The sequence below is a fragment of the Chryseobacterium sp. C39-AII1 genome, assembly GCF_039672645.1.
Classification (GTDB): domain Bacteria; phylum Bacteroidota; class Bacteroidia; order Flavobacteriales; family Weeksellaceae; genus Chryseobacterium.
Map to the genome: position 1 here is coordinate 548,376 of NZ_JBDFPQ010000002.1, position 21,113 is coordinate 569,488.

Sequence of the window (21,113 nt, forward strand, 5' to 3'; positions counted from 1 at the left end):
ATCTTTGATGATTTTAAAATATAAATCCGCAGATTTTTTCTGCGGATTTTTTTAATTTCTCTAAAATGAAATTCAATAAACTTTCAGAATAAAAAATATTGTTATAGTTTTGTGTATTCACAACGCAAATTAATACAATGGAGTCTCCAAAAAAATTACAAGACATAAAAGTCGCTGTAGACGCAGTTATTTTCGGATATTTTGATAAAAAAGATCTTCAGCTTCTGTTGATTAAAAGAAATATTGAGCCTTTCAAAGGAGGATGGGCGCTTCCGGGTGGTTTGGTTTTGGATGATGAAAATTTGGATGATGCGGTAAAAAGAGAACTTCATGAAGAAGCAGGCATAAAACCTGATTTTTTAGAGCAATTATACAGTTTTGGAAATGTGGGTCGCGATCCGCGAAATAGGGTTGTTTCGATCGCTTATTTGGGCTTGGTGAATCCTTCTTATCACGAATTATTTGCCGATTCTGATGCCGAAGATGCGCAATGGTTTAGCATTAATAAGCTTCCAAAATTGGCTTTTGACCATCAAACGATTATTGATATGGCACTAAAAAGGCTGCGTACAAAACTTCAATTTCAGCCCATTGGTTTTAATCTTCTCAATGAAGAATTTCTTTTTTCAGATCTTGAAAATTTGTATAAAACAATCATCGGAAAAGAAATCGACCGCCGAAACTTCCGCAAAAAAATCATGAGCTACGGCTTGTTGAATGATACCAATACGTTAAAAAAAGAAGGCAGCGGCAGACCCGGAAAATTGTTTACTTTCAATCAGGAAAAATATAAAGAATTGGAAGAACAAGGATTTTATTTCGAAATCAAATAATTTTTTTTTGCTCCTGATTCACGTTTTTTAGTCTAAAAAAAAGCCAAACAATAGAAAATTTATTCATGCATTCGTGGCTATTCTTTAGCATAACTAATTATCTTTAAAATATTTTGTTATTGAAAATCAATTAATTAAATTTATTAGTGTAAAATTAACGCAAATAAATTTGGTTAATAAAATTATATTTCTTTACATTTGTGTAACAATAACGCAATCATGAAATACACAGTAGAAAATATCATCGAAAGATTTCAAAAAAAAGAGAAACAAGAATTTCTATTCTTCTGGGGACATACAGTGAAAGATGAAATTACAAAGGCATGTTTTAGTCAATGGTTTCCTTTTGAGTTTAAAGAAGATGGAATGAGCTATAAAACTGCCGAACATTATATGATGGCCGGAAAAGCGAAATTATTTAATGATGATGAAATTTTAGAAAGAATTTTAAAAGCAGAAACTCCAAATCAGGCAAAAAGTTTAGGAAGAAAAGTCAGAAACTTTGATCCGAAAATTTGGGATGAACATAAATATGAAATCGTAAAACAGGGAAATTTTTTGAAGTTTTCACAGCATGAGAAGTTTAAAGAATTTTTACTTTCAACAAACGATAAAATTTTGGTTGAAGCGAGTCCATACGATACAATTTGGGGAATCGGAATGTTGGAAACCGATCCAAGAGCAGAAAACCCATTACAATGGGATGGTGAAAATTTATTGGGATTTGCTTTAATGGAAGTTAGGGATGAATTAAGAGGGTAAAAAACACAATAACCAAACACAAAATATTAATATAAAAAGCTGATTAAAATAATAATTCGAAAAGAATTAAGACAAAACCATGCAGTTTTTAATTAGCGTAAAAACAACACAAAAAAATGAATTATGGAAGAAGACTTAAAACCCAGATTCATCGAGTCATTACAAAGAAATAATGACCAGATCAGAGAAGACCGTGCCCGAATTATCGGAGAAGATGCAGAGCTGATTTACAGACGAAGAGTAGAAGATATCGAACTGAAAATCAAAAGACTGGAAAGAGAACAAGAAGGTTTAATCGACATCAGCCCATTAGACAAAAACAGTTTGACATTCGCTGATTTTCAGCCGGAAGCATTCGTTCAGAAAGACATAGAATTATCATTAACAATCAGAAATTTAAATATTCAATTGGAATTAACAAGAACAAGATTCGAGTATTTATTTGGCAAAAAATTTTAAGTTATGGGAGGTACAAGATACGACATGGACGCTCGTTTTGACAGAGCAAAGAAAGCAGGGTATGCATCGAAATCTGCAAGTGAGATTTTCACGCAGAATGCAAAGAGAATGGCACATGAATCTATGAATCCACATGGTATTTCTTTCAGAGAATCAAGAGATTCTGCGGTTCATCCGAATTCAGTTCCGATTATTTTAGGACTAGACGTAACGGGAAGTATGGGACACATTCCTTATGATTTAATTAAAGAAGGGCTGCCAAAATTAATGGGCGGAATTATCCAAGATGGTGTTCCGGATCCGGCACTTTTATTCTTGGGAATCGGAGATCATGAATGTGACGGTTATCCTTTACAAGTTGGTCAGTTTGAATCGGGAGATGAAGAGCTTGATATGTGGTTAACAAGAACTTATATCGAATCTGGAGGTGGAGGAAATGCAGGAGAAAGTTATTTATTAGCTTGGTATTTTGCCGCTTTTCACACAAGAACAGATGCTTTTGAAAAAAGAAATCAAAAAGGATTATTGTTCACTGTTGGTGACGAACCTTGCCTGAAAACGCTTCCTGCTTCAGCGATCAGAGAGATTATGGGAACGGGACAGCAGACTTTCAAACACACGGAATTGCTGGCAGAAGCTCAGAAAAAATATGAGGTTTTTCACATCAGCGTTCTGCATTCCGGACAAGCGGTTAATGCTGATAAAGGTTGGAAAGATTTGCTGGGACAAAACTGTTTGTCTATCGAAGATTACAGAGATGTTCCGAAAGTGATTAAAGATGTGGTTTGCAGTAAATTTAAAGATAGTTTTACTACAACGGATTTAAAAGGATTAGATAATATTCAAATGTATTAAAAATGAAAACAGCACAAATAATTATAGGCTTAGGATTTGGGGACGAAGGCAAAGGCATTACAACCGATTTTCTGGCTCAGCAACATCCTGAGTCTGTAGTTATTCGGTTTTCAGGAGGTCAACAGGCGGCGCATACGGTGATGATTGATGATAAAAAACATGTTCATTCCAGCTTTGCGAGTGGTGCGTTGCGTGGTTTGCCTTCGTATTTTACGGAACATTGCACGATTCACCCAACGTTTTTATTCAATGAAAGGGAAGAATTAATGCAAAAAAATGGAAAAATAGAATTGACAACCCATCCTTTAGCAAAAGTAACGACACCTTTTGATGTTTTATACAACAGAAAGAATGTTAAAAATTTAGAGCATGGAACTTGCGGAAAAGGAGTGGGAGCAACGATGAAAAGAAATGAGACTCCTTTTAAATTATTTGCCGTTGATTTAATTGCTCCAAGAGCGATGCTGATTGAAAAATTAAAAGGAATTGCCAATTACTATGGTTTTGAAGAAGGAGAAGAAATTGAAAATGCTTTGCAGGATTTTTTAGAAGCCATTGATAAAATGGATTGGAAAATAGAAGGTTATGAGTACTTGAAATCATTTAATCATCTTATTTTTGAAGGAAGCCAGGGAATTTTGCTGGACATGGATCATGGTGTTTTTCCGAATGTAACTTTTGCAAATACGACTTCTAAAAATGCTTACGAAATTTGCAAACTATTAAAAATTGAAGATATCGAAATGTTTTACGTGACCAGAAATTATTCAACCCGTCATGGAAATGGATGGATGAGCAATGAAAAATCATTAAATCTGAAAAATAATGAAGAAGAAACCTGTACTTTTAATGAATTTCAAAAAGATCTGCGTTTCGGAGAATTAGATTATGATTTGTTGAATTATGCCTTGAAAGTGGATGAAGCCTATGTTGTTGCTCAAAAGAAAAATCTGGTGGTAACATGCTTAGATCAGTTGGATGAAATATTTAAAATAGAAAATCTTAAGATGAAATTTGATGCGGTTTTTAGATCTTATTCTCCGTTTTCGAAGGATTTTAAAAAGAATTGACAACATTGTGATCTTTGCTAAGTGAAACGCCTTTGCCAACTTAAAAATATACACCAAGTTTAAAAAAAATCTTTGCGCCCTTTGCGTTAAAAACTAAAATTAAAAACATAAAAAAGCACAACTATGAAAACAAAAACACTATACAGACCCGTCGGAGAAAAAGAAATGATTTTAATTATCGAAAATAATTTCAAAATATTTCCTCCAAGATTAGAATGGCAACCCATTTTCTATCCTGTTTTAGATGAAGAGTACGCTTCCGAAATCGCAGAAAAATGGAACACAAGAGACGAGGCTGGAAATTATTTAGGTTTTGTAACGAAGTTTGAAGTGTTGGAAGAAGTTGTCAATCAATATCCTTCACAAAATGTCGGAGCAAAAAATCACAACGAATTATGGATTCCTTCGGAAGAATTGGATACTTTTAATCAGGCAATTGTAGGAAAAATTTTAAAGAACCAACAAATGCTGATGTAGAAAATTTACTATTAAACATAAAAAAACTAACAATGACAAATAAAGGAATGGCAAAAGATACTTTGGATATCCTTGCCAAGAAATATTATATAAACGAACACAACGAAAAAATAAATATAGAAAACGAATTGGAAGTTTCCACGAAAGGGACACTTTTGTTCTATCCCGATGAACTTTCAGAATTGGCAAATAACGAACTTCCCGAAACTCATTTTGAAACGCAGTTTGAAGTCTGGAGATGCAGTTCTTTAAAAGCAATTTTACAATTAGCCGAAGAAGAAAATCAGGAAAAAATCATGTGTCTGAATTTCGCATCAGCAAAAAATCCGGGCGGCGGTTTCATCAACGGAGCCGAAGCTCAGGAAGAAAGTCTGGCGAGAACTTCAGGATTGCATGAAAGCCTGCTTCAAGGTTGGGATTATTACAAAATTCATCGTGCAATGGAATCTTGTTTTTACACCGATATGATGATTTACAGTCCGAAAGTTCCGGTTTTCAGAAAGGATAAAGGCGAATTATTGCCGAAACCTGTTTTGTGTAATTTCATCACGTCTCCGGCGGTGAATGCAGGAGTTGTAAAACGTCAGGAACCGGAAAGAGCTCACGAAATTTTCGGAGCAATGGATGTAAGAACAGATAAAATGCTCGCTTTGGCTTTACATCAGGGAAATGAAACCTTGATTTTAGGAGCTTGGGGCTGCGGTGTTTTTAAAAATGATCCGAAAGAAATCGCGGAATTATTTAAAAAACACCTTCACGGAAAGTATAAAAATAAATTTAAAAGAGTGGTTTTTGCGATTCTCTCGAAGAAGGAAGAGATGATAAAGCCGTTTGAAGAAATATAAAATCATTTTGAAGTAATTTATAATCAATAAATAGTTTACTAATGGAAGCCCAAAGGACAATCGAGGATATTGCGTATCTAATAAAAAATGCCAAAAATAAGCCTATTATATTATTAGGAGCCGGAGCTTCTGCTTCTGCAGGAATTCCATTAGCAAACAAAATTATTGAAGATATACTTGAAATCCATAAGGAAAAACCATCCATTAAAAGATTAAAAGATGAGCATAAAAAGGATTACTACAAGTTTATGGAGGCTTTATCTGCGCAAGAAAGAAGAGGTCTTTTCTACGAGTATATAAATAATGAAAAAGTAAGGCTAAATGTGACTCATATTTATTTAGCTCAAATGTTGAAAAAAGGACTAATTGATTATGTTCTTACAGTAAATTTTGATGACTTAATGTTAAAGGCTTGTGCAATGTTTAATTTTATTCCTCCGGTTTACGATGTGTCTATATTAAATGACTTTACAACAACATTTTTAGAAAAATCAATTACTTATCTACATGGTCAACATCATGGTCAATGGTTATTGAATGCAGAAGGTGAATTGACAAAAGTAAAACAATCCATACCAAAAATCTTTGAAAGAATTTGTCATGATAGAACATGGATTGTCATAGGTTACAGTGGAGAAGATGAGATTTTAGATGAGATAGCTAATGTCGGGAGTTTTGAGAATGAGCTATATTGGATTGGATATAATGATAGTCCTGTTTCAGATAAGGTACAGAACAAATTATTTACTATCCCTCGAACAAATGCCTATCATATTAAAGGATATGATTCAGATTCTTTTTTCTTAAAACTTCATTCAGAATTAGGAATAGAAACACCGGAAATCTTTAATAAACCATTTTCTTTTTTGAAAACCATGTTGGAAACAGTAAGAGATATCCAAATAGATAAGAATAGTGATCATAAAAGTCTTTTTGAAGGAATTCAAGAAAGAATGGAAATTAGTAAAAAACAAGTTTCAGAAGCAATAGATATTATTGAAAATAAAGAAAGTGAAGAACAATTAATACAACGAATTATCGAGAAAGCAATTAAACATGATTTTTCACTTAAAGATGCAGTCATGTTTGAAGATCAAATAGAAAGAAATAACTATAATAAAGCTAAACAAACATTAGGAAATTATTATGGAGAATGGGGAATTAAACAAGGGAAAAAGTTTAGATTATTAAAAAATCAAGCAGATATAGACAGCGGAATTTCAAATTTTGAAAAAGCGATAGAATTAAATCCTAATAATGGCTCTATTCATTCTGGATTTGCTATTATTTTGTTTGATTCCATCTTATTTAAAGGTGAGCCGTATTCATTTAATAAAGTTTTAGATTTATTTGAAAAAGCAATGAAGTTAGATTCTAATTACAATTTATACTTCAATTGGGGAACTGTATTATCAGATATTGGAACAATTACCAAATCTGAAAAATACTTTAAAATGTGCTTTGAAAAATTTCAAAAAGCTAAGGAATTAAGTCCCCAGATTGTTGCTACTTACTTTAATTGGGGAAGTGCTTTAAATGAACTATCTAGAATTAATAATGATAAGAAAGTATTATTAGAAAGTATTGCAATGTATAGAATTGCATTAGAATTGGATGAAAAAAATATTGATATTTTAAATAATTTAGGAGTTGCTTTAAAGGATCTGGCGATTCTAGATGACGATGATAATTACTTTGAAGAAAGTATTCTATTATTTAGAAATGCTATTAGAATATCTTCAGAGAATGATAGGATTCTTTATAATTTAGGGATGACTCTTTTCAGTTATAATAAAAAAAATACAAACGCTAAATTATTATCAGAAAGTTTTCATTGCTTTACTAATGTATTGAAAATAAATCCACACGATTACGATAGTTATAATAACTGTGGAATAATTCAGTCAATAATTGCAAAAAATGAAAACGATATAAACTTATTTGAAAAAAGCTTCGATTATTTTAAAAATGCAATTAAGATTGAACCACAAAATAGCAATGCTTTTTTTAACTGGGGCAATGCTATTTCTTTATTAGCAGAAATTAAAACTGATACAATTTTATTTTATGAAAGTATTGAAATGTATAAGCAAGCTTTGAGAACTAGTAAGAATGATGATGAAATTTATTCACAATTGGCACTATCAGAGTTAAATGTTGGAATAATTAATAAGAGTGAATTTAATTATTGGGATAGTTTTTCAAATTTTGAAAAGGCATTAGAAATAAATCCTAATAATGTTAGCGCTTTAAATCATTGGAGCTTTGGATTATTAAGGTATTCATATCTGCTAGAAACAGAAGAAGAACGTAAAATTACTCTATTAGAGGGATTGGAAAAAGGCAAAAAGGCATATTCATTAGGCGAAAATTCATATAATTTATCATGTATTTATGCTGTTTTAAACGATAAAGAAAATGCTCTAAAATATTTAAAAGAAACGTTAGAAAGAAAATTAATACAAACAGAGTATGTTTATAATGATAATGATTGGGACAATTTTAAAAATGATCAAGATTTCATTAAATTATTAAACATATATAAGTAAAAAACAAATGAAAAAACTAACCATATTAACTGGCGCCGGAATCAGTGCCGAAAGCGGAATAAAAACCTTCAGAGACGGAGATGGTCTTTGGGAAAATCATACTATAACGGATGTTGCAAGTCCGGAAGGGTGGAGAAAAGACAGAGCTTTGGTTTTGGAATTTTACAATCAAAGACGTCGCCAACTTCATGAAGTTGAACCAAACGATGCACACAAATTAATTGCTGATTTGGAGAAACATTTCGATGTTCAGATTATCACACAAAACATCGATGATTTGCACGAAAGAGCGGGTTCTACAAATATTATACATGTTCACGGAGAACTGTTCAAGTCATGTTCTTGCAATAATAAAGGTCTGATTTACGAACAAAAAGATGATATCAACATCGGTGATAAAGCAGAAGATGGAGCTCAATTGAGACCTTTTATCGTTTGGTTTGGAGAAGATGTTACATTGATGTATGAAGCCTCAAAGAAAGCAAAAGAAGCAGATATTTTCTTGGTAATCGGAACATCTCTGCAGGTATACCCGGCTGCGGGATTACTTCATGATATCAAGGATGATTGTCTTTTAATTGTAATCAACCCTAACGAAACAGGCTTCGGATACGGACAAAGAGCTGTTGTGATGAAAGAAACCGCAACCAAAGGAATGAAATTATTGTACGATAAATTGCTAAATCTTGCCTAATGGAAAATATTGTAAAAGCAGGCATTTTTGGAGTTTGCGTTGGCGATGCTTTGGGTGTTCCTGTGGAATTCAAAAGTAGAGAAACGTTAAAAATGTTTCCTGTTGAAAATATGCAGGAGTTTGGATCTTGGAATCAGCCGAAAGGAACTTGGAGCGACGATAGTTCATTAACGCTTTGTATTGCAGAGGAATTAACAAAAGGTTATGATTTAGAAAAAATCGGACAAAGTTTTGTAAAATGAAATAAATACGGACATTGGACTGCCCACGGAAGACTTTTCGACATTGGCGGAACAACAAGACATTCTATTGCAAGGTTAATTAAAGGAGAAAGTGCCAGATTTTCAGGAAATATTTTTGAAGAAGATAATGGGAACGGTTCTTTGATGAGAACTCTTCCGGTAGCTTTTTATCTTAAAAATGAGGAAAATATTGAAAAATTATATCAAACTGTAAAAGAAGTTTCTTCAATTACTCACGGACATTTCCGTTCTGTTTTTGCATGTTTTGTCTATGTGATTTTTGCGATTGAATTGATTAAAGGAAAAGATAAAAGAGAGGCTTTTCATCATATACAAAAGTTAGCTTTGGAATTTGCAGAAAATCAAAACTTTAACCCAAAGGAGATTCAGCTTTTTGATAAAGTTTTAAGGAATGATATTTCAACATATTCAGAAGATGAGATTAGAGGAAGCGGCTACGTTCTTCACAGTTTAGAAGCCTCATTATGGTGTTTTCTAAATTCTGAAAGTTATTTAGAAGCTGTTTTGAAAGCTGTCAATTTAGGAGAAGATACGGACACAACGGGAGCAATCACGGGTGGAATTGCAGGAATTTATTATGGTTTTGAAAATATTCCTGAGGAATGGGTTTCCGTGCTTGCTAGAAAAGAAGATATAGAAGAACTCTGTATTAAATTAGATAAAAAATTAATGAAATAAAAAAACATAAACCATGAACGAACAACAAAAGAAAAAAATAAGCAAATTTATCAGCTTAGTTCTAAGACATAAACCCGAAATCATCAATTTAAATTTAGATGAAAACGGTTGGACAAGTGTTGATGAATTAATAACAAAATCAAAAAGAGAGTCTCATCAAGGTTTTACCTTTGAACAACTCGAAGAAATTGTGGAAACCAATGATAAAAAACGTTTTATTTTTAATGAAGATAAAACTAAAATTAGAGCAAACCAAGGGCATTCGATTGATATTGATTTGGCTTTGAAACCCCAGCAACCACCTGAGTTTCTGTATCACGGAACAGCTGAAAGTAATATCGACTCTATTTTTGAAAATGGAATTGAAAAAAGAAGTAGACAGCACGTTCATCTAAGTCAGGACAAAGAAACCGCAACCAAAGTTGGAATGCGCCACGGAAAGCCGATTATTTTAATTATCAAAACAAAAGAAATGTTTGATAACGGAATAGACTTCTATCTTTCCGAAAATAATGTTTGGCTGACGGATTTTGTGGATGCAAAATATATTTCAAATTAAATGACAAGAACATTAGCAATAGGCGATATTCACGGAGGATTCAAAGCATTGAAACAGGTTTTGGAAAGAGCCAACGTAACTGAAAATGATAAATTGATTTTCCTCGGAGATTATGTCGATGGCTGGAGTGAATCTTCTGAAATCATTCAGTTTTTAATAGAACTTTCGGAAAAGCAGGAATGTATTTTCATCAAAGGAAATCACGATGCATGGACGGAAGAATGGCTTTCGTTGGGAACAGCTCCCGATATCTGGCTTTTCAACGGCGGACAAAGCACAGTTGAGAGTTATTCCGAGTATTCTTTGGAAGGGTTGAAAACCCATCTTGAATTTTTTCAGCGAATGAAAAACTATTATGTTGACGAAGAAAACCGCTTGTTTATTCATGCCGGTTATTCGTCTATGCATGGTCCTGAAAAAGAAGTTTATTCCAGCAATTATCGTTGGGATAGAACCCTTTGGGAAACTGCTGTTGCGATGGATAAAAAGCTGTCTAAAAACTCCGAATTATATCCTAAAAGATTGCTTCTGTATAGTGAAATTTTCATTGGTCATACGCCAACTTTACATTTGGGAATTAAAGAGCCCATCAACAAAGCCAATGTCTGGAATTTGGATACCGGAGCAGCCTTCACGGGAGCATTGACTATAATGAATGTTGATACCAAAGAATTCTGGCAAAGCGATCCGCTTCCGACTTTATATCCTGATGAAAAAGGGAGAAATAACGATAATGTTAGAACTAAAAACCGATAAAGCCTTAAGCATAAACATCTGCGCAATCTGTACAATCCGCGAGAATAGAATAAAAATAGACATCAAGTTTGTCATGCTGATGAATGAAGAATCTTTCGTGAAAATAGCATAGATTCTTCATCCCGCTTATTTTCTTTCAGAATAGCAAATCTAAATATTTAAAACGGAAAATATGTGATTATAATGTTCAGAAGAGGGTAAAAATAGATTCCGAGGCTAAGAATATTAAGCAAAACTTTTGAGATAAAAACAAAAAACCCTCCGTAATAAATTACAGAGGGTCTTGTACCCCAGACGGGACTTGAACCCGTACATCCGAAGATACAGGATTTTAAGTCCTGCGTGTCTACCAATTCCACCACCAGGGCATGGAGTGGAGCGAAAAACGGGATTCGAACCCGCGACCCCAACCTTGGCAAGGTTGTGCTCTACCAGCTGAGCTATTTTCGCATACTGTGCGGATGAAGGGACTCGAACCCCCACGCCTCTCGGCACCAGATCCTAAGTCTGGCGTGGCTACCAATTACACCACATCCGCGTTGTTTATACTAAAAACTTATTTTTTAAAGAACTTGTTTCGTTTTCTCGTTTTCAGTGGTGCAAAGATAGGATAAATTCTTTTATCTCCAAACTTTTCAGTAAAAAAAATTAAATTTTTTACATTTTTTTTTTCTCGTACCCTTTATTACGATTGATTTTCTTACTTTTACCACGTTAATAATTACGATATGGAATTACAAGGAACGGTAAAGAAAATATTTGACCCTCAAACATTTGCGAGTGGTTTCCAAAAGAGAGAAATGGTTATTTTAACTCAGGAACAGTATCCACAACCGATAAACATAGAATTTTTGTCTGATAAGATCAGTTTATTAGATAATTTGAAAGAAGGAGAAAATGTAAAGGTGGGAATCAACATCAGAGGAAGAGAGTGGGTTTCTCCTCAAGGTGAAACGAAATACTTCAACTCTATTACAGGATGGAGAGTAGAAAAAGTATTTGATAACGCTTCTGAGCCTACTCAGGCGGCACCTTCTCAATCTGCATCTTCTGTTTCCAACGAAAATCCTTTCGCGGGAGACGACGATGACGATTTGCCTTTCTAATTAAAAGAATACAATCAATACAAATCCTACTTTTTATGAAGTGGGATTTTTTTTCTAGCAATGGTTCGATTAGACGAAAACGAAATTTCATTTCCCGATCCGGAACTGTACGACGGGCACGAAGGGGTAATTGCCTTTGGTGGAGATTTGTCCATCGAAAGGCTTTGGTTTGCCTATCAGTTGGGGATTTTTCCGTGGTATAATCCTGACGAGGAAATTCTTTGGTGGTGCCCCGATCCAAGATTTATTCTGGTTCCGAGTGAATTGAAAATCTCAAAATCAATGAAGAAGATTTTGGATCGAAATGTTTTCAATTTTACAGAAAATCAGAACTTTCGGGAAGTTATTCGAAATTGTCAGGAAATCAACCGAAGAGGGCAAACGGGAACCTGGCTTTCTGATGAATTGATGGAATCTTTTATTCAGCTTCATGAATATGGTTTAGCAAAAAGCATAGAAGTCTGGCAAAACGGAGAACTGGTTGGTGGATTTCACGGTTTGCAGGTGGGCGATGTTTTTTGTGGTGAAAGTATGTTTGCCAAGGTAAGCAATGCTTCCAAGGCAGGTTTTATTCATTTTGTTGAAAGTAATAAAAATAACCTTTCACTAATTGATTGTCAGTCTCATACAGAACATCTAGAAAGCCTCGGTGCGAAAATGATTCCCAAAAGAGAATTTTTAAAAATTTTACACAAAAACAATGAACGCAGATAAAGAAAAATGGATTCTTCTGGTTGTACTAAGCATTATCTGGGGATCTTCTTTCATTTTAATTAAAAAATCTTTAGAACATTTCAATCCTTATCAGGTAGGTGCTTTACGTGTTTTAATCGCGGGAATTATCCTGATGCCTGTGGCGATTTCAAAATATAAATTATTTCCTAAGAAACATTTAAAATGGTTAATATTAGCTGCTTTTACGGGAAACTTTATCCCAATGTTTTTATTTCCAATTGCTGAAACGCAGGTGAGCAGCAGTATTGCAGGAATTATCAACTCGATGATGCCTATTTTCGTCATTATTGTCGGTTCTTTGATCTGGAAGTTTGAAACCACAAAACAACAGATTATAGGCACTTTAATAAGTTTTACAGGCGTTTGTTTATTGGCTTTTGGAGGTGGTGATGGAGAAGGAGGCTCGTTTAAATTACTTCCGATCTTATTATTACTTCTAGCAACTTTTTGTTACGCATTAAGCACAACAACGGTAAAATCTAAATTAATGGAAGTTTCTTCAACGGTTTTATCGGCTTTTGTCTTTTCTTTCGTTTTATTTTTACCATCAGTGATTGCGTTGGCATTTTCAGGATTTTTTTCAACCTTTAGTTTGGATGAAAATAATTTAACGGGATTACTATTCGTGAGTTTACTCTCCATTTTCGGAACCGGATTGGCGATGATGATGAATTATCGATTATTAAAAGTATCAACACCCCTTTTTGCTTCAACCGTAACTTTGGTAATGCCGATTGTGGCTATTATTTGGGGCTTTTTGGATGGTGACAGATTAACAACAATGCAGTTTTTTGGTGCAGGAATTATCATCGCTGGATTAATATTTTTAAGAAGTAAGCAAAAAAAATAACAGTATGTTGTAAATTAATTTATATTTGTGCTCTTAAAATTAATAAGACATGAAAAAAATTATTTTATTAGGCTCAATGGCCTTTCTTACGCTTTCTTGCGGTTCAGACGATGACGACAACACCGTTACAAACAACACAGATCCTACTCAACAAACGGCTATTCTTCCGGTAAAAATGACCGTAGACGGCGAATCTATGAAGATTAACTACGATGGTACGAAAATTACCAATATCACCAGTACGAGTAATTCGGGAAACAAAATTGTTTTTGAATACAACGGAGATGTTATTACTGCCATTAAGTCTTATGAAGGAAATATACTTCAGTCGGCCATGGAGTACACATATGCCAACAATCTTTTAACAATCGCTGCTAACAAAGAATATGCAAGCAATGGTATTTCAATACAAGCTTCTGTTACTAATGAATATACCCATGTAAATGCTAACCAAATTAAAGTAAAAAGAACCATATTTGGAGGTTCCCCGCAACCTGTAATGAATACAACCTATAATTACAGCAACGGAAATATGACCAGCTCTTCAGGAAGCGGAACTTTAACTTCCAATGGAGTAACGACCAATTATAGTGAATCATCAAATTATACTTACACGGATAAAAATTATGCTTTTAAAAATGTAAAAGGTTTTGATAAATTAGTTCATACTGGAGATAGTACAGATGGAATGTCTTATTTATTTTCTAATATAAAAAATAATATCAGTTCTTACTCTCAAACTACTACATGGACGAGCACTTCCAGTACAGGTAATAGTTTTAATGGATATAAGTACACAACAACATTCAATACAGGTGGTTATCCAATTGCTGAAACCAGAAAATCTGTAAATGCGAATGGAGTACCAGACAGCAGCCAACCTGAAGTTTACAGCTACGAATATAATCACTAAAAATAAAAAATCCTGCATCGCTGCAGGATTTCTTTTTATATAAGATTAATTCTTCTTTTTTACTTTAGCTTTTACCTTTTTCACTTCATCTTTAATGAACGGATACTTTTTCTGCATATCCGACACCAATGAAGGATCTAATTCTAAAGCTTTCTGAAGCGATTCTACACCTTTTTCCTGATCTTTAAGGTTCAGATAACAATTACTTAGCTGATAAAACAATTCTGCTCTATGATGTGCTTTTACGGCTTTATTTAAAATTGTAATCGCTTCTTCATATTCACCCAAAAGCATTAAAACTTCCGAATAAGCATACCAATTGTAAAATCTTGTAGGTTCTGCTTCTACCAAAATTTTCAGGCAAGAAAGACTTTCTTCAAACTTTCCTGAATCGATGAACAAAAACGCCAGTCTTTTTTGATAATCTAAATTACTGCCATTCAGCGAAGTAGCTTCTTTTGCAAAATGTAAAGCTTCTGTCATGCCGCCCATTTCCTCGTAAAGATAAGATTGCTCCATCATCGCAAGATAAAACTGAGGATCTTCTCTCAGCGATTTCTGGAAGTAATTTAACGCTACAATAGGCTGTTTTAAAGCCTTATAACAAAGTCCTACTTTATAAAATGTAAATGCTTTGGTATATTCTAATTCCAGCATTTCTTCATAGACTTCGATGGCTTTTTTATACTGGCCTAAAGCTTCATAACAAGCTGCTTTATTAGCATATACTCCAACAGAACTAGAATTGATCGCCAATAAATAATCGTAACCCTTTATCGCTTCTTCGTAATTTTTTCTGTTGAAATAAAACTGTCCGTATTCAAACCAAGCGACTTCTGAATAGGCAAATTCATCTAAATATTCATTAAGAAAGGCAATCGCCTCCTCGCTCTTATTCAGTTCCGAAAAACAGATCATAGCATTTTCCAAGGAATATTCATCCGTTGGGTCTTCTTTCAATGCTTTTCTGTAATGTTTAAGCGCGTTAAAAGGATCTCCAAGATTCACATATTCATCCGCGATAAAATTGTGAAGGAAGTTTTCTTCTTCTTTCAATTCCAGCGCTTTTTTACAAATTTCAATAGATTTTCTCGGATTTCCTAAATTCGAATAATACTTCGCGTAGCACACCAAAAAGTCGGTGCTTTCCATAGAAGAACCTTTCAGCTCATCAATAAGGTCTTTCGCTGTATTATACTCTTCCCATTCCAGAAGAATTTCAAGTTTTTTGATCTTGATATCTAAAGAATTGGGATGAAGCTTTAAACCGTAAGTTACCGCTGTATCGGCATAATTAAAGTCTCCAAGCTCCAGATAATAAACAATAATGTCTTCTAACTCTTCTGTATCAAAGTAGAATTCATCATTATTTTCCATCATTTCTTCGAACTTTTTTACAAGTTCATTTCCAAAATATTCTTCCAATATAAACCAGTTTTAAGATTTAAGACTTGAGAGATGAGATATACAAATACTCTGTTCTGAAAATCTTAGTACTATAAATTTAATAATTATTCTTTTTCGAATGATGAATTAGCTGTTAAATTTTTCTAAATCAAACTATTGATTTTAGCTATCATATCATCACCCAATTTATCGGCCTCTTCCTGAGATTTAGCCTCTGTATAGATTCTGATAATTGGTTCTGTATTAGACTTTCTAAGGTGAACCCAATTATTTTCAAAATCTATTTTTACACCATCTACCGTAGAAACCTCTTCATTTTGATATTCTTTTTCCATTTTGGTTAAAATATCATCCACATTAATTTCCGGAGTCAGCTCAATTTTCTTTTTACCCATAAAATAGCTCGGATATTCAGCTCTTAATTCAGAAACTGTTTTATTTTCCTTTGCTAAATGCGTTAAAAATAAAGCAACACCTACCAAAGAATCTCTTCCGTAATGTAGCTCAGGGTAAATAATTCCTCCGTTTCCTTCACCACCAATTACCGCATTTTTCTCCTTCATCAAAGTAACTACGTTTACTTCTCCCACAGCACTTGCAAAATATTCTGAGTTGTGAGTTTTAGCAACATCTCTCAAAGCACGGCTTGAAGAAAGATTTGAAATTGCCATACCATTTTTATGTTTCAATAAATAATCTGCAACGGCAACCAATGTATATTCTTCCCCGAACATTTCACCTTTTTCATCAATTAAAGCTAATCTGTCGACATCCGGATCTACAACAATTCCGAAGTCTGCTCCTTCTTTTTTCACCAATTCACAGATGTCTCCCAAATGTTCCTTTAACGGTTCAGGATTGTGTGGGAAATGACCTGTCGGCTCGCAATACAATTTTACTGTTTCACAACCAAGTTTATCTAACAGCATTGGGATTGCGATACCTCCCGTAGAGTTTACAGCATCTAAAACCACTTTAAAGTTTTGAGATTTAATAGCTTCAACATCTACCATCGGCAAGTCTAGAATTTGCTGAATATGAATATCAAAAGCATCGTCTCTGGTTTCATATTTTCCTAAATTATCCACTTCTGCATAGTTGAAGTCTTCACTTTCAGCCAAAGCCAATACTTCTGCCCCATTATCACCACTGATGAATTCTCCTTTATCATTCAATAATTTCAGAGCGTTCCACTGTTTAGGATTATGAGAAGCGGTAAGGATAATTCCACCGTCTGCTTTTAGTTCCGGAACCATAATTTCAACTGTCGGAGTCGTAGAAAGTCCTAAATCAACCACGTTAATCCCAAGACCCTGTAACGTTGCTGTCACCAAAGAAGAAACCATTTGCCCAGAAATTCTGGCGTCTCTCCCGATAATCAACGTTAAATCTTTTTTATTTTTATTATTCTGAAGCCAAGTTCCGAATGCCGAGGCAAACTTTACCACGTCCAGCGGCGTTAAGTTATCATTTACTTTACCGCCAATGGTTCCTCGGATTCCTGAAATACTTTTTATTAATGACATTCTGAGTGTTTTATAAGTTTAATCTAATTTATTTGGTGTTTTAAAACTAGGCAAAATTAGATATTATTTCTTATACCTCATCAGAAAGTTATGAACAACCGCAATCCTTATCGCAGTTTGATCTTTTTGAACTAAACTTTTTCGGTGCAAAATTCTTTCTGAGTACTTTAAATAAAGAGTAACAGGCAAATGCAACGATTAGTAGAACAATTACGTATTGTAAAATTAATGAAGAGTCCATTATTTTAATATCTGATATGCTATCATCGACACAAAGTATGCCAAACCTGTCATCATCGCTACCTGTAAGCCAGTCCATTTCCAGCTTTTGGTTTCTCTGTAGACTACTGCAAGTGTAGAAATACACTGCATTGCAAATGCGTAAAACAAGAGTACCGAAACACCGGTTGCAAAACTGAAGACTTTCTCGCCATTCGGTTTTACGTCTCTTCTCATTTTATCGATCACTTTCACTTCAGGAGCATCATCATCTAAGCTGTAAAGCGTTGACATTGTTCCTACAAACACTTCTCTTGCCACGAAACTCGTCAGGATTCCAACGCCCATTTTCCAGTCATAACCCAATGGTTCAATAATTGGCTCAATTCCTTTTCCCATTTTAGCCAAATAAGAATGATCTAGCTCAACATTGGTTGCCACCAACTGGTCTGGTTGTTGTTTTGGTCCGAAATAACTCAGGAACCAAATGATAATGCTTACAACGAAAATAATCTTTCCAGCTCCGGTAATAAAGTCCCAAACTTTCCCCAAAACCATTTTAAAATCGTATAAGAACAATGGTTTTTTATAAGTAGGTAAATCCATCACAAGATAGGTTTTTCCTTTATTTTTAATAAATCCTTTAAGAATAGCTGCAGAAAGTAAAGCTACGGCAAAACCAAGCAAATACATTCCCATTAAAACAATGGCTTTATACTGAATTCCGAAGAATGTTTTATCTGAAATAATTAATCCAATAATAATACTGTAAACAGGAAGCCTTGCCGAACACGTCATAAAAGGTGTCACTAAGATGGTCAGCAACCTTTCCTTTAAATTTTCAATATTTCTCGTTGAAATGACCGCCGGAATTGCGCAGGCTGTCCCTGAAACCAACGGAACAATACTTTTTCCGTTTAATCCGAATGGTCTAAGAAGCCTATCCATCAAGAAAACTACTCTTGCCATATATCCCGAATCTTCCAATAAATAAAGGAAATATAAAAGAATCCCGATTTGAGGAGCAAAAATTACGATTCCTCCGATACCTGGAATAATTCCGTTGGAAATCAAAGAATTGATTGGCCCTTCCGGCAAATGTTCTGAGGTGAAAGCAGCCAGTTCTCCAAAAAGCCAGTCGATTCCATCCATCGGATATGCTGCGAGGAAGAAAACGCTTTGGAAAATAATCAACAAAATCAAAAGGAAAACGATATATCCCCAGAATTTGTGAACCAAAACCTTATCAAGCTTTTCAGTTAATAATTCCTTGAACTGCGGTTTTTTAGTGATTACGTTGGATAAGATTTTATCAACATTCTGATATCTTCTTACAGTTTCCTGAACTTGTAATCGTTTCGGAACTAAACTTTTATAATCCGGTTCGTTCATCGCCCCAGTAATAGATTCTATTCTGCCTAAATCTGTTCCTAAAGAAAGGCTCATCCAGGCTTTATATTCATTATCAAACCCTTTGTGAGAAGCTAATTTCTGAATGAAATCTTTATGCTCTGCTGGTGTTTCAAATGAAACTTTATTTGTTTTCAAGAATTCGTTGTTTAAAACGGCTTCTTTTATTTCATCAATTCCAATTTGCTCTTTCGCATTGGTCTGAATAATTTTTATGCCTAATGCCTCTGAGAATTGCTGAATATCAATAGTAATTCCTCTTCTTTCCGCCTGATCGATCTGGTTCACCACCAAAATCATCGGAACTCCCAAATCCTGAATCTGTTGGAACAAAAGAAGACCTCTTTTTAAGCTTAGTGCTTCAAGAATATAAATAACTCCGGCGTAATCTTTTTGATTATCAATTAAATATTTAGAAAAGATAGCTTCGTCTTCTGAACTTGGATACAAGCTGTAAGAACCCGGCAAATCGATAATCTCAACTTCCTCGTTCTTATACGTATAATTCCCGGAATGGCTTGCTACGGTAACTCCGGCGTAGTTTCCGGTTTTCTGTTTTTTGTTGCTGAGTGCATTAAAAACCGTTGATTTTCCTACGTTTGGATTTCCTACTAAAAGTATCTGTTTTTTTTGAGTGTCCTGCATTAATTCAATTCTTCAACAATGATATAATCTCCTTCTTCCTCACGAAGAGCAATACGGCTTTTTTCATCTCCAAACTCTACATACATGGGTCCGCTGAACGGGGCCTGATACAAAATCCTGAACAAAGTTTCGGGAAGAAGCCCCATTTCAATGATCTTGTTGGGCATTTTCAGACTGTCATTATCATACCCTACAATTTTTCCCATTTTGTTTTTGGGAAATCCGCTCAACTTATGTAAATCCTTCTCTTTCAAAGCCAAATTATTTGTGCCTGCAAATATACGTTATTTAAATTTAATCTAAATAACGGATTTCTATGAAAGAAATCAACCCAAACACATCGCTGTATCTGGGTTGATTTTACAAAATATAATTTAGTTGATATGAAGCTTTTTTATTTCGCCTGTCCTACTTTTTCTACATTCCCTACTTTTATTTTCTCGTAAGGAGGTTCGATAGGGTTGTCATTGGCGTTGAAGAAATCTTTGTATGCTTTTTCCTGTTTTTTCATCATGTCTCCGATGGTTCCATCCATTCCCGGAATAGATTTGGAAAGCATATCCTGAGTCATCATCGGTCTTATCGTTGCAAATGGATCTTTCTTGAAATCGCTGTAAGTTTTTTCAAACTTCTCTCTAGATAATTCATTCACTTTACCTCCTTTTAAGTTCATGAAATTTTCAACGTAAGAGAATTCAGTGTAATCATTAATTTTCTTGTTTCCCTGTAAAACCCAAGAATAGTCTTTTTTATCGTCTTCAATTTTCACGATCAAGCCCGGAAGTCCGGAAAATTTATAAGGCCCATCCTGAAACGGAATATCTGAAGAGAACCAAGCCGTCCATTTTCTTCCTCCAACTTCAGTTGTTGCTTTTTGAGCGTTGTATTCGCCTATTTTTTGCTTATCGCTAAGGATATTCCATTTTAATTTTAAATCTTCATTGTAACCGATGTTGCTTGGCGTAAATCCGCTTGTGATTTTATCTACATACTGAATCTTCATTGTTGGATAAAACTTGTAGATTCTAGCTGAAATCTTCGGTGACTTCATCGACTTTGAAAGATCTTTCATCATTCCAGATTTTTTCATCGCCTCAAATTCAATTTTCATGATTGAATCTTGAGCAATTATCGTATAATCTTGATAGATAGATCTATTTTTATCGGTAATATCTAAAATCGTGATTACTTTATCAAGTTTTGCCGAATCTTTCTTTGGTTTAAATGTCAATTCATAAAAGAAACGGTTCGCGGTTTCCTTTTCCTGTGCGTTTGCAAAAATTACAATAGCTAATAAGAATACTGAAAAAAGTTTTTTCATTTTGAAAGGTTTACTAATTAGTTCACTATCCTCAACTTTTGTTACAGATTTTGTGCCTTTTTATTTTTAATGAATTTTAAAGAAATTAAAAACTATTGATTTTCAATTAAATAAAAATAAAACAATGATAAACATCAGTTTGTAACATCATTCTCTTAATTAATATGAAACAAAAAACCAA

Annotated in this window: 20 protein-coding genes, 3 tRNA genes and 1 pseudogene; 16 read left to right on the plus strand and 8 right to left on the minus strand. The window is 34.1% G+C overall.

The window, feature by feature from the left end; genetic code table 11:
- Positions 1 to 137: 137 nt before the first annotated feature.
- From ABEG63_RS05380 to ABEG63_RS05435, 12 genes and pseudogenes are all read left to right on the plus strand, one after another.
- Positions 138 to 833, plus strand: coding sequence for an NUDIX domain-containing protein (locus ABEG63_RS05380; RefSeq protein ID WP_267403676.1), 696 nt, complete (start codon positions 138 to 140; stop codon positions 831 to 833).
- A gap of 219 nt (positions 834 to 1,052) precedes the next feature.
- On the plus strand, positions 1,053 to 1,595 hold the full coding sequence (locus ABEG63_RS05385; protein WP_346583546.1) for an NADAR family protein: 543 nt from the start codon (positions 1,053 to 1,055) through the stop codon (positions 1,593 to 1,595).
- Positions 1,596 to 1,718: 123 nt separating this feature from the next.
- A complete protein-coding gene (locus ABEG63_RS05390; RefSeq protein WP_346583548.1) occupies positions 1,719 to 2,054 on the plus strand; it encodes a hypothetical protein in 336 nt (111 codons plus the stop codon).
- Positions 2,055 to 2,057: 3 nt separating this feature from the next.
- Complete coding sequence (locus tag ABEG63_RS05395) at positions 2,058 to 2,909, plus strand: hypothetical protein (RefSeq protein ID WP_346583550.1); 852 nt, start codon at positions 2,058 to 2,060, stop codon at positions 2,907 to 2,909.
- 2 nt (positions 2,910 to 2,911) lie between these two features.
- The gene (locus tag ABEG63_RS05400) at positions 2,912 to 3,979 is read left to right on the plus strand and encodes an adenylosuccinate synthetase (protein WP_346583552.1); all 1,068 of its coding nucleotides are present in this window, start codon (positions 2,912 to 2,914) and stop codon (positions 3,977 to 3,979) included.
- A gap of 123 nt (positions 3,980 to 4,102) precedes the next feature.
- Entirely contained in the window at positions 4,103 to 4,456 is a 354-nt protein-coding gene (locus ABEG63_RS05405) for an ADP-ribosylation/crystallin J1 (RefSeq protein ID WP_346583554.1), read from the plus strand.
- 32 nt (positions 4,457 to 4,488) lie between these two features.
- Positions 4,489 to 5,301, plus strand: coding sequence for a TIGR02452 family protein (locus ABEG63_RS05410; RefSeq protein WP_346583556.1), 813 nt, complete (start codon positions 4,489 to 4,491; stop codon positions 5,299 to 5,301).
- A 41-nt stretch (positions 5,302 to 5,342) separates the two neighbouring features.
- Entirely contained in the window at positions 5,343 to 7,850 is a 2,508-nt protein-coding gene (locus ABEG63_RS05415) for a hypothetical protein (RefSeq protein ID WP_346583558.1), read from the plus strand.
- Positions 7,851 to 7,857: 7 nt separating this feature from the next.
- Complete coding sequence (locus ABEG63_RS05420; protein ID WP_346583560.1) at positions 7,858 to 8,544, plus strand: NAD-dependent deacylase; 687 nt, start codon at positions 7,858 to 7,860, stop codon at positions 8,542 to 8,544.
- A pseudogene (locus ABEG63_RS05425) lies at positions 8,544 to 9,485 on the plus strand (ADP-ribosylglycohydrolase family protein). The gene ABEG63_RS05420 and the pseudogene ABEG63_RS05425 overlap by 1 nt, the downstream one beginning before the upstream one ends.
- A gap of 13 nt (positions 9,486 to 9,498) precedes the next feature.
- Entirely contained in the window at positions 9,499 to 10,044 is a 546-nt protein-coding gene (locus tag ABEG63_RS05430; protein ID WP_346583562.1) for an RNA 2'-phosphotransferase, read from the plus strand.
- On the plus strand, positions 10,045 to 10,800 hold the full coding sequence (locus tag ABEG63_RS05435) for a metallophosphoesterase family protein (protein WP_346583565.1): 756 nt from the start codon (positions 10,045 to 10,047) through the stop codon (positions 10,798 to 10,800).
- A gap of 286 nt (positions 10,801 to 11,086) precedes the next feature.
- On the opposite strand, the gene ABEG63_RS05440 is transcribed toward ABEG63_RS05435, so the two are convergent.
- The 3 genes from ABEG63_RS05440 to ABEG63_RS05450 form a co-directional block, all read right to left on the minus strand.
- Positions 11,087 to 11,168: transfer RNA gene (locus tag ABEG63_RS05440), tRNA-Leu, on the minus strand.
- A gap of 6 nt (positions 11,169 to 11,174) precedes the next feature.
- A tRNA-Gly gene (locus tag ABEG63_RS05445) sits at positions 11,175 to 11,250 on the minus strand.
- 6 nt (positions 11,251 to 11,256) lie between these two features.
- A tRNA-Leu gene (locus ABEG63_RS05450) sits at positions 11,257 to 11,338 on the minus strand.
- Between the two features lie 190 nt (positions 11,339 to 11,528).
- Here ABEG63_RS05450 and ABEG63_RS05455 point away from each other — a divergent pair.
- The 4 genes from ABEG63_RS05455 to ABEG63_RS05470 are packed head-to-tail and all read left to right on the plus strand — an operon-like array spanning position 11,529 to position 14,404.
- Positions 11,529 to 11,906, plus strand: coding sequence for a DUF3127 domain-containing protein (locus tag ABEG63_RS05455; RefSeq protein ID WP_267403698.1), 378 nt, complete (start codon positions 11,529 to 11,531; stop codon positions 11,904 to 11,906).
- 60 nt (positions 11,907 to 11,966) lie between these two features.
- Positions 11,967 to 12,620, plus strand: a complete 654-nt coding sequence (aat, locus tag ABEG63_RS05460) for a leucyl/phenylalanyl-tRNA--protein transferase (RefSeq protein WP_346583567.1) — start codon at positions 11,967 to 11,969, stop codon at positions 12,618 to 12,620.
- Complete coding sequence (locus ABEG63_RS05465; protein ID WP_267403702.1) at positions 12,607 to 13,491, plus strand: DMT family transporter; 885 nt, start codon at positions 12,607 to 12,609, stop codon at positions 13,489 to 13,491. The genes aat and ABEG63_RS05465 overlap by 14 nt, the downstream gene beginning before the upstream one ends.
- Positions 13,492 to 13,540: 49 nt before the next feature.
- The gene (locus ABEG63_RS05470; protein WP_346583570.1) at positions 13,541 to 14,404 is read left to right on the plus strand and encodes a hypothetical protein; all 864 of its coding nucleotides are present in this window, start codon (positions 13,541 to 13,543) and stop codon (positions 14,402 to 14,404) included.
- A 45-nt stretch (positions 14,405 to 14,449) separates the two neighbouring features.
- On the opposite strand, the gene ABEG63_RS05475 is transcribed toward ABEG63_RS05470, so the two are convergent.
- The 5 genes from ABEG63_RS05475 to ABEG63_RS05495 form a co-directional block, all read right to left on the minus strand.
- Positions 14,450 to 15,829: a tetratricopeptide repeat protein gene (locus ABEG63_RS05475; RefSeq protein ID WP_312389755.1), complete on the minus strand. Its 1,380-nt coding sequence runs from the start codon at positions 15,827 to 15,829 to the stop codon at positions 14,450 to 14,452.
- A gap of 125 nt (positions 15,830 to 15,954) precedes the next feature.
- Positions 15,955 to 17,337 (minus strand): phosphoglucosamine mutase, encoded by a 1,383-nt coding sequence (glmM, locus tag ABEG63_RS05480; RefSeq protein ID WP_346583574.1) that lies wholly within the window; start codon positions 17,335 to 17,337, stop codon positions 15,955 to 15,957.
- 240 nt (positions 17,338 to 17,577) lie between these two features.
- Positions 17,578 to 19,611, minus strand: coding sequence for a ferrous iron transport protein B (gene feoB / locus ABEG63_RS05485; protein ID WP_346583576.1), 2,034 nt, complete (start codon positions 19,609 to 19,611; stop codon positions 17,578 to 17,580).
- Entirely contained in the window at positions 19,611 to 19,865 is a 255-nt protein-coding gene (locus ABEG63_RS05490; RefSeq protein WP_267403712.1) for a FeoA family protein, read from the minus strand. Before ABEG63_RS05490 ends, feoB begins: the two co-directional genes overlap by 1 nt.
- A gap of 140 nt (positions 19,866 to 20,005) precedes the next feature.
- Complete coding sequence (locus tag ABEG63_RS05495) at positions 20,006 to 20,932, minus strand: GLPGLI family protein (protein WP_346583578.1); 927 nt, start codon at positions 20,930 to 20,932, stop codon at positions 20,006 to 20,008.
- Between the last annotated feature and the right edge of the window lie 181 nt (positions 20,933 to 21,113).